8 protein-coding genes and 2 pseudogenes are annotated in these 12,547 nt (G+C 72.1%); 8 read left to right on the top strand and 2 right to left on the bottom strand.

All coding sequences use genetic code 11. From position 1 onward, the window contains the following. Positions 1-68: 68 nt before the first annotated feature. On the bottom strand, positions 69-461 hold the full coding sequence (locus GUY61_RS01700; RefSeq protein ID WP_166628229.1) for a hypothetical protein: 393 nt from the start codon (positions 459-461) through the stop codon (positions 69-71). 441 nt (positions 462-902) lie between these two features. After that, positions 903-1,805 carry a helix-turn-helix domain-containing protein gene (locus GUY61_RS01695; RefSeq protein WP_166628228.1) on the bottom strand — a complete coding sequence of 301 codons (903 nt, stop codon included), beginning with the start codon at positions 1,803-1,805 and terminating at the stop codon, positions 903-905. A gap of 185 nt (positions 1,806-1,990) precedes the next feature. On the opposite strand from GUY61_RS01695, the pseudogene GUY61_RS41765 reads away from it, so the two are divergent. The 8 genes and pseudogenes from GUY61_RS41765 to GUY61_RS01660 all read left to right on the top strand — a co-directional run. Further along, a pseudogene (locus GUY61_RS41765) lies at positions 1,991-2,895 on the top strand (NADP-dependent oxidoreductase). Positions 2,896-3,401: 506 nt separating this feature from the next. Continuing rightward, positions 3,402-4,790, top strand: coding sequence for an NACHT domain-containing protein (locus GUY61_RS01685; RefSeq protein WP_166628227.1), 1,389 nt, complete (start codon positions 3,402-3,404; stop codon positions 4,788-4,790). A gap of 22 nt (positions 4,791-4,812) precedes the next feature. Next, positions 4,813-5,030 (top strand): annotated as a pseudogene (locus tag GUY61_RS41760) (hypothetical protein); the annotation flags it as partial. A 330-nt stretch (positions 5,031-5,360) separates the two neighbouring features. Next, a complete protein-coding gene (kdpF, locus tag GUY61_RS01680; protein ID WP_166628226.1) occupies positions 5,361-5,450 on the top strand; it encodes a K(+)-transporting ATPase subunit F in 90 nt (29 codons plus the stop codon). A gap of 7 nt (positions 5,451-5,457) precedes the next feature. Next, entirely contained in the window at positions 5,458-7,119 is a 1,662-nt protein-coding gene (kdpA, locus tag GUY61_RS01675) for a potassium-transporting ATPase subunit KdpA (RefSeq protein WP_166628225.1), read from the top strand. 77 nt (positions 7,120-7,196) lie between these two features. After that, positions 7,197-9,308 carry a potassium-transporting ATPase subunit KdpB gene (gene kdpB / locus GUY61_RS01670; protein ID WP_166628224.1) on the top strand — a complete coding sequence of 704 codons (2,112 nt, stop codon included), beginning with the start codon at positions 7,197-7,199 and terminating at the stop codon, positions 9,306-9,308. Beyond that, positions 9,305-9,910, top strand: a complete 606-nt coding sequence (kdpC, locus tag GUY61_RS01665) for a potassium-transporting ATPase subunit KdpC (protein ID WP_166628223.1) — start codon at positions 9,305-9,307, stop codon at positions 9,908-9,910. The genes kdpB and kdpC overlap by 4 nt, the downstream gene beginning before the upstream one ends. A 148-nt stretch (positions 9,911-10,058) precedes the next feature. Further along, positions 10,059-12,547: sensor histidine kinase KdpD (locus tag GUY61_RS01660; RefSeq protein WP_166628222.1), on the top strand; the 2,489-nt coding region annotated here is incomplete at its 3' end.

Below are 12,547 nucleotides of genomic sequence, written 5' to 3'. Positions count from 1 at the left end.
CGGCGATCCTCGTGGACCGCGGCGCGGCGAACACACCGCGCAGGACCGGTTTCACGGGATGAGCGCCCTCACTCGTCGGCAATCCGGTCCAGTTCGCGCATCGCCTCGGCGTGGGCGCTCATCCGTTGGCCGACGCTGCCACTGGTGAACAGGACCGCTCCGGCCACGGACACCGGCAGGGACAGCCCCAGCACGGCCACGGCCTCCGGCCAGTCGCGCTCGTTCTGGCAGTAGTCGCCGTGTCCCAGGCCCTCGTTGGCCGTGCCGCGCCCCGTCAGCAGCCGCGACTCGCATTCCACCGGGTACTGGTCGTCGGGCTCGCGGTCCACCTCGTACGGGGTGAGGAGCAGCAGCGCGCACCAGGTCCACAGCAGCCCGGCCACGGCCAGCAGGCCGATGCCCCAGGCCCGGGTCCGGCCTGCCCGGTCACGGAAGTCGAGGTCGTACTCACGTGATCGCACGACGGGTGAATCTACCAGCGGCTTCCGCTGCCCTGGCCAGGACGTGTCGTCTCGCGGGATCGGGCCGCCGGCCCCGAGGAGCGGCGGTCCGCTGAGACGGCACCTGCGGTTCCTCGAGCCGGGCGTCTTCCCCGGTGCCACAGCCCTGGAACAGGCCCGGTCAGCAGGCAGGTTCAGTTGTGCTCGGCGACGACGAGGCGGCGGCGCGGCGTTCGCCCGGCAATCCGCAAGAATCCCTCGGCTTGCAGCACCCGTCTCGTTCGGTGACCGTCACGTCATCCTCGGCGAACTCGGCGCCCGCGCGGATCCGGCGACCGCGCCGGTTGCCGCGCCGTCCTGGACTCCCGCCGTGCCGCCGTACATGGCCGGATCTCTCACCGCCGGCGAGACCGGCTTCGTGGGGAGTCCGCCGTTGCGACCGCTCTGCGAGGCGGTCGCGGATCACCACCCGAATCCGTGATGCGCGTTGTCGGCTGGTGTGCCGGTCGGGGCCGGTGCCGTCCAGCTGCCGAGCAGCCGCAGCGCGGCGTCCGCACGGGCGTCGGGGGCGGTGAAGACCGCCAGGGACCGGCACTCGTCTCCGGGAAGTGCGAGTGTCTCGTACGTGAGGTCGAAGCCGCCGACCACGGGATGCCGGAAGCTCTTCGTGCCGTACGACTTCTCCCGCACCTCCTGGGTCGCCCACAGGGAGCGGAACTCCGGGCTGTGGCGGCACAGTTCGGCGACGAGCCGCGCGAGCCGCGCGTCATGGGGGCGCCGGCCGGCGGAGAAGCGCAGGAAGCCGGCGGTCTGGCGGGCCACGTCTTCCCACCGGGGGTACAGCTCCCGGGCGGCGGGGTCGAGGAAGACATGACGGGCGAGGTTGAGCCTCCCGCCGGAAGCCGGGTCCGGAGCGCCGACGAGGACGTGGGCCAGGTCGTTGGCGTCGAGGACGTCCATCGCCGGACTCAGGACGTACGCCGGGACCGCGCCCACCGCTGTCAGGAGACGCCGCAGCCCGTCCCGTACGGGCACGCCCGCCGCCGGTTCTCCGGCGCCGGCCGCGGACGCGGCGGTGCTCCGGTCGCGGGCCCGGTGTAGCAGGTCGTACAGGTGCACACGCTCGGTCGCGTCGAGCCGCAGTACCCGCGCCAGGGCATCGAGCACGGCGTCGGAGGGGTTGTGGGCGCGGCCCTGTTCCAGGCGCGTGTAGTAGACGGCGCTGACGCCCGCGAGTTCGGCGACCTCCTCGCGCCGGAGCCCTGCGACCCGGCGCCGGCCGAAGGCGGGGAGTCCGGCCGCCGTCGGCGTGACCCGGGCACGCCGTGACATCAGGAAGCTGCCGAGTTCGCTGGCTGGGTTCATGCGCGCCAGTATCCCGCGGGAGGGCGCGCGGCAGCCTGTCCCTGCCAGTACCCCCCGCTCCCTCCCCGCCTGGTACTCGGGGGGTAGTGGCTCCCTCTTCGGCGGTCCCGCACCGTGGCTGCGTCGCGAAACGACGGACGCGGCGGACACGAACGGGCAGGACCGATATGACAGGAGCGGCTTCGATGCGCGCAGTGGTCTTCTCGCGGTACGGCGACGAGAGCGTTCTGGAACTCACCCGGCGACCGGAACCGGATCCGGCGGAAGGCGAGGTTCTCGTGGAGGTGATGGCTGCCGGGGTGAACCCGGTCGACTGGAAGCACCGCGAAGGGGCAGTGCGCAACGACCGCCCGTTCCCGCTGGGCATGGGCTGGGACGTGGCGGGGGTGGTGCGGGCCACGGTGCCGGGCGGCCCGGCGGTCGGCGAGGCCGTGTACGGAATGCTGCCCCTGCCGTACGGGGGCGCCTACCAGGAGCTGGCCGTCCTGCCCGCCTCCGCGGTGGTGCCCAAGCCGGCCCGGCTGTCCTTTGCGGAGGCCGCCGCCGTTCCGCTGGCCGCCCTGACGGCGTGGCAGGCGCTGGAGGCGGCCGGGGTGGGAGCCGGTCTGCGGATCCTGGTGCACGCGGGGGCGGGCGGCGTCGCCACTTCGCCGTACAGTTCGCCCGGCACTTCGGGGCGCACGTCACCGCCACCGCCTCCGCGCGCAACCTGGACTTCCTGCGCCGGCTGGGCGTCGACAAACCGGCCGACCGCGCGACGGCGGACCTGTCCGCCGGGGATCCGTTCGACATCGTCCTGGACACCGTCGGCGGCCCGGTGCAGCACGCGCCGTGGCGGCTCCTGCGGCCCGGCGGAACCCTGATCACGCTCCCGGAGCCCCTGGACGAGGCGCACCGCCGCCCCGGCATCACGGCCCGCGGTGTCGTCGTCGCTCCCGACGGCGGGGCGCTGCACACGATCGCCGCGCTCATCGACTCCGGGGCCGTGCACGTCGAGGTCCAGTCCGTCCTCCCCCTGGAGGAGGCGGCCGCGGCGCACCGCGTCAGCAAGGAGGGCCGGGTGCGCGGCAAGCTCGTCCTCGGCCTCTGACACGCCCGACGGCCGGGCACACGGCGACCGGCGGGCAGGAGGCCGGGGTGAGCCCGGCGGGGCGTGGGCCCCGGCGGCCACCGGCCTGACCGGCACCACCTTCGTCACCCGCGTGGTCGCCGGCGTCTGCACCGCTCGGTCCGCACCACGCGTACGCGGGCGGGGGCAACCGGTCCGTCGTCCTGATCGGGCTGAAGGTCCCGCCACGGGCCGCCGGGTGCGGAACCGCCGGATCACGCACGCTCGCGGCCTGCGGCCGAAGCCGCCCGGGCGCGGGCTCCGAACCCGTCTGCCCGGCAGGAGCGGCCGGATCGATTCCCATTCTTCAGCGGCGAGTTCTGCCCGCCCTTGCCGCGCCGGCGTTCCACCGGCTCAGGTCGCCCCCGGGAAACCACGTCCGGTGCCTTGCCCCGGACCGGGAACGCCCCCTGGCGCCGTTCACCCACTGGTGTGGCGACGCGCCGATCAGAGGCCCGCTGCCGCCTACGTACGCAATTCTTCGTCGGATGAGTGGTGTTGTCCCCGGGGCACGCGTGCGGCGCGCCGGGATCGTGTACCCGACCCTGCTGGCCGTGGCCACCGCGGGGGCGCTCGTGGCCGCTCCGCGCCTGGAGGATCCGGCTTCCGTGCTCGTGGCGCTGCCGCCGACCTGGGCCGGCGCCTATCTGGCCTGGAGCGCCTACCGGGCCGACCGGGCCGACCGGGCCGAGTCGGTCGCGGCGCGCAGTCCCGCGGAGGTTGCCGACCGGCTCGCCGACGCCGTACGGCGGCAGTGGGAGGCCGAGGCGGTGGTGCGGCGCCTGGCGGACCCGTACCCGCTGCCCGTCGCCTGGCGGGGCGCCGACCCCGGCCTGGCCGAGGCCTCGGACCCGGAGCGGCTCGCCGGCCGGGACGGTGAGATCGCCGATGTGTTCACGCGGCGTGTCCCGGCCCGGCGACTGCTGGTCCTCGGTGAGCCCGGGTCGGGCAAGACCCTGCTGCTGGTGCGGCTCGTGCTGGCGCTGCTCGAGCGGCGGGAGGCCGACGAGCCGGTGCCCGTGCTGTTCCCGCTGGCCTCCTGGGAGCCGGCCGCGCTGGACCTGCGTGCCTGGATGGAGCGCCGGCTCGTGCAGGACCACCCGGAGCTGGGTGCTCCGGCGCCCGACGCCTGCGGGCAGGTCACCCTGGCCGGGCTTCTGCTGGAGCGGCGGCTGGTCCTGCCGGTGCTCGACGGGTTCGACGAGCTCCCGCCCGCGGTGGGGGCGCTGGCCCTGCACCGCGTCAGCGAGGCGCTGCCGTACGGCTGCGGCATGGTCGTGTCGAGCCGTCCCGCCGAGTACCGGGCGGCGCTGCGGCCTCGTGGCGCGGTCCCCGCGCGGCCGGCGGAACTGGCCGGCATCCACCTCCAGCCGCTCGGCGCCGGGGAGGTCGCGGACTACCTGCGCCGGGACGCCGGGGGCCCCGGTGCCGCGGCGGCCGAGCGCTGGAGGGCGGTGTCGGTCGACGGCCGGGCCCTGCTCGCCAACGACCGGCGCACACTCGTCACGTGCGTACTGGCCGCGGCGGTCGTCGGCGCCGTGATCATCGGGATCCAGGGCTGGTGCGCCGTGCTGACGGGCTCGACGCGGGTGTGGGGTGCCGAGGCGGCCGGCCCCCTGTGGGCGTTCGTGGTCGGGCTCGTCCCGGCCGTCCTGACCGGGCTGGCCATCGGGATCCGGCAGGCCGCCTGGGGCCACTACGCCGTCGCCCGCTGCTATCTGGCCCTGCGCCCGGGACTGCCGTACGACCTCATGGCCTTCCTCGCCGACGCCCACGAGCGGGGTGTGCTCCGTCGGGTCGGGGCCGTCCACCAGTTCCGGCACATCGAGTTGCAGCACCGGCTCGCCGCCACGCACGAGCACGCCGACGACCGGTGACTCACGTGGGGGCAAGTGGGCCGTGGAGGACCGGCCCGGCCCGCCCGGGCTCGTCCTGAACGCCGTGGTGCCGCGGACGGCCGGCTACGTCGACGCGGCCGTGGCCCAGCCCCGTGCCGAGAGCCACGAGATCCGCGACGAGGACGTCGCTTCACCCCGTCCACCGCGCGCAACGGGCTGCGGCCCCTGCGCGACCCGGACGCGGCCGGGCTCGACGAGGACGACGGCGACCAGGACTGACGGACACCGGGTCAAGGCCGGGAGCCGGGCGGGGCCGTCACCCGCCCGGCGCCCGGGAGCTCGGCCGCGGTACCTCGAACTCCAAGCGGCTGCTCTCCAGCAGTCCTCGTCAGGGTTTCGTCAAGATCGCTCGTGGGGGCGTTAGGAGACCGTCAACGGTCGCTGCGCAGGGCGGATCGCGGTGTCTTCTTGGTTCTTGTGCTCGCACTCGTGAGCACCTTGGCCCGAAAAGTTTCCCTAGGAGCAAGCGATGGCCGACCTGGCCTTCGTCCTGGCCACCGTCGCGGTGTTCGCGCTGGCGGCCCTCGTCGCCAAAGGGGTGGCGAAGCTGTGACTGCCGAGAACGTGATCGGCCTGATCGTTGCCGTCGCCCTGCTGGGCTACCTCGTCCTCGCCCTGGTCTTCCCGGAGAGGTTCTGACAGCCTGATGAGCCCGGTTCTTGCGGACGTGCTCCAGGTTTCCGCGCTGATGGCGGCGCTGGCCCTGGTGCACCGTCCTTTCGGCGACTGCATGGCCGCCGTCTACAGCTCGAAGAAACACCTGCGCACCGAACGCCTGATCTATCGCGCGATCGGCGCGAACCCTGATGCCGAGCAGCGCTGGCCGGCGTACCTGCGTGGCGTACTGGCCTTCTCCGCGGTCTCCGTGCTCTTCCTGTATCTGCTGCAGCGGGTCCAGAGCGTGCTGCCGCTCTCGCTCGGCTTCAAGCCGATCAGCCCGGACCAAGCGTTCAACACCGCCGCGTCGTTCGTGTCCAACACAAACTGGCAGTCCTACTCCGGTGAGGCGGCCATGGGCCACCTGGTGCAGACCGGCGGTCTGGCTGTGCAGAACTTCGTCTCCGCGGCCGTGGGCATGGCGGTGGCCATCGCGCTGGTGCGCGGCTTCGCCCGGTCCCGCACCGGCGAGCTGGGCAACTTCTGGCGTGACCTGGTGCGCGGGGTCGTGCGGATCCTGCTGCCGCTCTCCGTCGTGGCGGCGGTCGTGCTGGTGGCCGCGGGTGCGGTCCAGAATTTCGCCTCGCCGCAGGAGGTCTCCACACTGACCGGGGCCACCCAGCATCTGCCTGGCGGGGCGGTGGCCTCCCAGGAGGCGATCAAGGACCTGGGGACGAACGGGGGCGGCTTTTTCAACGCCAATTCCGCCCACCCGTTCGAGAACCCGAACGCGCTGACCAACCTGTTTGAGATCTTCCTGCTGCTGGCCATCCCGTTCTCCCTGCCGCGCACCTTCGGCAGGCTCGTGGGCAGTGTGAAGCAGGGCTACGCGATCCTGGCGGCGATGGGCGCAATCTGGCTCGCCGGGGTCGTCGCGGTGACGGTGCTGGAATTCGCCCACCCGGGCGCGGCGTCGCAGGCCGCGGGCGCGGCGATGGAGGGCAAGGAGACTCGCTTCGGCGAGGGCCCGTCGGCGCTGTTCGCGGTCTCCACGACCATGACGTCCACCGGCTCGGTGAACTCCTTCCACTCCTCGTTCTCGGGCCTGAGCGGCGGTGTGCTGCTGCTGGGCATGATGCTCGGCGAGGTCGCTCCCGGTGGTGTCGGCTCGGGCCTGTACGGCATGTTGATCATGGCGGTCATCGCGGTGTTCATCGCCGGGCTCATGGTCGGCCGAACCCCGGAGTACCTGGGCAAGAAGATCTCTTCCAAGGAGATCAAGCTCGCGGCCTGCTACATCCTCATCACCCCGACCCTGGTGCTGGGCTTCACCGCTTTGGCCATGGCCCTGCCCACGCCGCCGCACTCGATGCTGAACTCCGGTCCGCACGGGTTCTCCGAGGTGCTGTACGCCTACACCTCCGGCGCCAACAACAACGGCAGCGCCTTCGCGGGCCTGAATGCCGACACGCAGTGGTTCAACACCACCATCGGCCTGGCCATGCTGCTGGGCCGGTTCCTGCCGATGGTGTTCGTGCTGGCGCTGGCCGGTGCGCTCGCCGAGCAGAAGCCGATCCCCGCGACCGCGGGAACGCTCCAGACCCACAAGCCGCTGTTCACCGGGCTGCTCGTCGGAGCGGTGCTGATCGTCGCCGGGCTGACGTTCTTCCCGGCCCTGGCTCTCGGCCCGCTCGCGGAAGGGCTGTCATGACCGCACGTGCCCGCACCCCCCAGCAACCGCCGCCCGAGCAACCACCACCCGCACACCCAGCAGAGGGCTCCACCCCCATGTCCACGACCACTTCCCCCCCGCCTCGCGAGCACCTGGCCCCGGCTGCGACGACGCCGGCGCACGAACGCGTCAGGGGCGGCCTGTTCGACCCCAGGCAGCTGATGACGTCCCTGCCCGACGCGCTGCGCAAGCTCGATCCGCGTGTGATGATCAAGTCACCGGTGATGTTCGTGGTCGAGGTCGGCTCGGTGCTCACCACCGCGCTGGCGGTTGTCGACCCCAGCTGGTTCGGCTGGGCGATCACGGTGTGGCTGTGGCTGACCGTGGTCTTCGCCAACCTGGCGGAAGCGGTCGCCGAGGGCCGCGGCAAGGCGCAGGCCGATGCGCTGCGCAAGGCCAGGACCGACACCGTGGCGCGCCGTCTGGTGGACGGGGCCGAGGAGCGGGTGCCCGGCACCGACCTGCACGTCGGTGATCTGGTGGTCTGCGAGGCCGGCGATGTCATCCCCGGCGACGGCGATGTCGTCCAGGGCGTCGCCAGCGTGGACGAGTCGGCCATCACCGGCGAGTCCGCCCCGGTCATCCGCGAGTCCGGCGGCGACCGCTCGGCGGTCACCGGCGGCACGAAGGTGCTCTCCGACCGCATCATCGTCAAGATCACCACGAAGCCCGGCGAGACCTTCATCGACCGGATGATCAACCTCGTCGAAGGTGCCGCCCGGCAGAAGACACCGAACGAGACCGCGCTGAACATCCTGCTCGCCGCACTCACGATCGTCTTCCTCCTGGCTACGGTCACCCTCCAGCCGTTCGCCATCCACGCAGGGGCCGAGCAGTCGATGATCGTGCTGGTGGCGCTGCTGGTCTGCTTGATCCCGACCACGATCGGAGCGCTTCTGTCCGCCATCGGCATCGCCGGCATGGACCGTCTGGTGCAGCGCAACGTGCTGGCCATGTCCGGCCGCGCCGTGGAGGCCGCGGGCGATGTGTCGACCCTGCTGCTGGACAAGACCGGCACCATCACGCTCGGTAACCGACAGGCCGCTGAGTTCATGACCCTGGACAACGTCGACGGCGCCGAACTTGCCGACGCCGCCCAGCTGTCCTCGCTGGCCGATGAGACGCCGGAAGGCCGCTCGATCGTGGTTCTGGCCAAGGAGCAGTACGGCCTGCGCGCCCGCCACGAGGGCGAACTGGGCCACGCCGAGTTCATCCCGTTCACCGCGCAGACCCGGATGAGCGGTGTGGACGTCACCGGGGACGGCGGCGTCCACCGGGTGCGCAAGGGCGCCGCCGCCGCGGTGACCGCCTGGGTCACCGAGCGCGGCGGCACCGTCCCCGACGACGCCCGGCGCGCAGTGGACACCATCTCCGCAGCGGGCGGCACACCGCTGCTCGTGGCCGGCGAAGACTCCGGCGGCGTGCGCGTCCTGGGCGTCATCCACCTCAAGGACGTGGTCAAGCACGGCATGCGGGAGCGCTTCACCGAGCTGCGCCGCATGGGCATCAGGACCGTGATGATCACCGGCGACAACCCGCTCACCGCCCGGGCCATCGCCGAGGAAGCGGGAGTCGACGACTTCCTCGCCGAGGCCACACCCGAAGACAAGATGGCGCTGATCAAACGAGAGCAGGCGGGCGGAAAGCTCGTCGCCATGACCGGCGACGGCACCAACGACGCGCCCGCCCTGGCCCAGGCGGACGTCGGGGTGGCCATGAACACCGGCACCTCGGCCGCCAAGGAGGCCGGGAACATGGTCGACCTGGACTCCAACCCCACCAAACTGATCGAGATCGTGGAGATCGGCAAGCAACTGCTGATCACCCGCGGCGCCCTGACCACGTTCTCGATCGCCAACGATGTCGCGAAGTACTTCGCGATCATCCCGGCGATGTTCGCGGTGGCCTACCCGGGCCTGGACACGCTCAACGTCATGCGTCTGGCGAGCCCTCAGTCCGCGATCCTGTCCGCGGTCGTCTTCAACGCCCTGGTGATCGTGGCACTCGTGCCACTGGCCCTGAAGGGCGTGCGCTACCGGCCGATGAGCGCCGACCGGATGCTGCGCCGCAACCTCGGCATCTACGGCCTGGGCGGGCTCGTCGCCCCGTTCCTCGGCATCAAGATCATAGACCTGCTCATCATGCTCATCCCCGGGATCGGATCATGAACGCCACCGTTCGCAACACCTCACGCCTGGTGTGGGCCGCAGCGCGCGCACTGCTGGTGCTCACCGTGGTGACCGGTGTGCTCTACCCCCTGGCCGTGACCGGCATCGCCCAGGCCGTCTTCCCCGGCAAGGCGGGCGGCTCCCGGGTCGAGGCCGACGGCCGGGTCGTGGGCTCCGCTCTGATCGGCCAGACCTGGAACGGCAGGGACGGCAAGCCCGACCCCAAATGGTTCCAGCCCCGCCCCTCGGCCGGCCAGTACGACGCGCTCGCCTCCGGTGCGTCCAACCTCGCGGCCACCAGCCCGAAGCTGCTGGAGCAGATCAAGGAGCGCAAGGCGCGAATCGCGGCGTTCAACGGCGTTCCGCCCTCCGCCGTGCCTGCCGACGCGGTCACCGCCAGCGCCTCCGGCCTCGACCCGCACATCTCGCCCGCGTATGCCGACATCCAGGCCGACCGCGTAGCCAAGGCCCGCGGTCTCGACCCGTCCGCGGTCCACAAGCTGGTCAAGGACCAAACCCACTCCAGGCTCGCAGGATTCCTCGGCGAGCCCACCGTCAACGTCCTGGGGCTGAACATGGCCCTGCGCGACCTCAGCGGCTGACACCGCTCACGGCCGCCCGGACCACTCGGCCGCGAAGGCCGCACCCGTGCCCCTCGTCCCGGCGGTGTCAGGATCTCCCGATGGCGCAGCCCCAAGACCTGATCAACCAGAGGCAGAACCGTCCGATCTCCCGGAAGACAATGGAGCCATGGCCCGCGGCAAACTACGCATCTACCTCGGAGCCGCCCCCGGCGTCGGCAAGACCTACGACATGCTCTCCGAGGCGCACCGGCGCCTGGAGCGGGGCACCGACGTGGTGGTGGGCTTCGTCGAGTGCCACGGCCGTGCGCGCACCGAGGTCATGCTGCACGGCCTGGAGATCGTCCCGCGCCGGGAGATCACCTACCGCGGAGCGACGTTCAGCGAGATGGACGTGGACGCCGTCCTCGCCCGCCGCCCCTCGGTGGCCCTTGTCGACGAGCTGGCCCACACCAACATCCCCGGCTCGCGCAACGCCAAGCGGTGGCAGGACATCGAGGAGCTGCTCGACGCGGGCATCACCGTCGTCTCCACGGTCAACATCCAGCACCTCGAGTCCCTCGGCGACGTCGTGGAGGCGATCACCGGGGTACGCCAGCGTGAGACCGTTCCCGACGAGGTGGTGCGCCGCGCCGACCAGATCGAGCTGGTCGACATGTCCCCGCAGGCGCTGCGCCGCCGCCTCGCCCACGGCAACGTCTACGCCGCCGACAAGATCGACGCGGCGCTGTCGAACTACTTCCGGCCCGGCAACCTCACCGCCCTGCGCGAGCTGGCCCTGCTGTGGACCGCCGACCGGGTCGATGCCTACCTGCAGCAGTACCGGGCCGAGCACGACATCTCCACCGTGTGGCAGGCTCGCGAGCGCATCGTCGTCGGCCTGACCGGCGGCCCGGAGGGCCGCACCCTGATCCGCCGCGCCGCCCGGATCGCCGCCAAAGGCTCCGGCAGCGAAATCCTCGCCCTCTACATCGCCCGCAGCGACGGCCTCACCAGCGCGTCGCCCAAAGAACTCGCCGTCCAGCGCAACCTGGTCGAAGACCTCGGGGGCACCTTCCACTCCGTGATCGGCGACGACATCCCCACCGCACTCCTGGAATTCGCCCGCGGCGTCAACGCCACCCAGATCGTGCTCGGCACCAGCCGCCGCAAGGCGTGGCAGTACATCTTCGGACCCGGCGTCGGCGCCACCGTCGCCCGCGAATCCGGCCCGGACCTGGACGTGCACATCGTCACCCACGAGCACGCCGCCAAAGGCCGCGGCCTGCCCATCGCCCGCGCGGCGCGCCTGGGCCGCACCCGCACGGTCGCCGGATGGCTCACCGGCACCGCGGGACCCGCCCTGCTCACGGCCGTGCTCACCAGCATCGGATCCGGCCTGGGGTTCGCCAACCAAATGCTGCTGTTCCTCACGTGCACGGTGGCGGCGGCCCTGCTCGGCGGCCTGCTCCCCGCACTCGCCTCGGCCGTCGTCGGCTCCCTGCTGCTGAACTACTACTTCACCACCCCGACCCACACCTGGACGATCGCCGACCCCGAGAACATCCTGGCCATCGTGATCTTCGTGGTGGTGGGGATCTCTGTGGCGTCCGTGGTGGATCTGGCTGCCCGCCGCACCCACCAGGCCGCCCGGCTCCGCGCGGAGGCCGAGATACTGAGCCTCCTCGCAGGGAGCGTGCTGCGCGGCGAGACCGCCCTGCCGGCCCTCCTGGAACGGGTCCGCGAGACCTTCGCCATGGAATCCGTGGCCCTGCTCGAGCGCAGCGACGACCGTGGCCGGTGGACCTGCGCCGGCAGCGTCGGGCCGGAACCGGCGGCCTGCCCCGACGACGCGGACGTGGACGTCGCCGCCGGCGAACGCATGGCCCTCGCTCTGCGAGGCCGCGTGCTGCCTGCCGAGGACCGCCGCGTCCTGGGTGCCTTCGCCGCCCAGGCCGTCGTCGTCCTGGAGCGCCAGCGCCTGGTCGACGAAGCCGAACGGGCCCGCCGCCTGGAGGAGGCCAACCGCATCCGCACCGCGCTGCTCGCCGCGGTCTCCCACGACCTGCGCACCCCGCTCGCCGCCATCAAGGCCTCGGTGTCCTCCCTGCGCTCCGACGACGTCGCCTGGTCAGCACAGGACGAGGCCGAACTGCTCGCCGCCATCGAGGAGGGCGCCGACCGGCTCGACCACCTCGTCGGCAACCTCCTGGACATGAGCCGACTGCAGAGCGGCGCCGTCACCCCCCTCGTACGCGAAACCGACCTCGACGAGGTGGTGCCCCTGGCTCTCAAAGGCGTCCCCGAGGAAAGTGTGGCCCTGGACATCCCCGAGACGCTGCCCATGGTCGCCGCCGACAAGGGACTACTGGAGCGCATCGTCGCCAACGTCGTGGAGAACGCCGTCAAGTACAGCCCCGCCGGCAGCCGCGTCCTGCTGGCCGCCAGCGCCCTCGGCGACCGCGTCGAGCTGCGCACCATCGACCGGGGCCCCGGCGTACCCGACTCCGCCAAGGAAGAGATCTTCAAGCCGTTCCAGCGCCACGGCGACGTCCCCCGCGGCAACGGCGTCGGCCTCGGGCTCGCCGTCGCCCGCGGCTTCGCCGAAGCCATGGGCGGCACACTCACCGCCGAGGACACCCCCGGCGGCGGCCTGACCATGGTGCTCGCCCTCAAGAC

This window comes from Streptomyces sp. GC420 (assembly GCF_009916105.1).
Lineage (GTDB): Bacteria > Actinomycetota > Actinomycetes > Streptomycetales > Streptomycetaceae > Streptomyces.
Note: the sequence above shows the minus strand (reverse complement) of the source record. Positions and strands in the feature narration are given on the sequence as shown.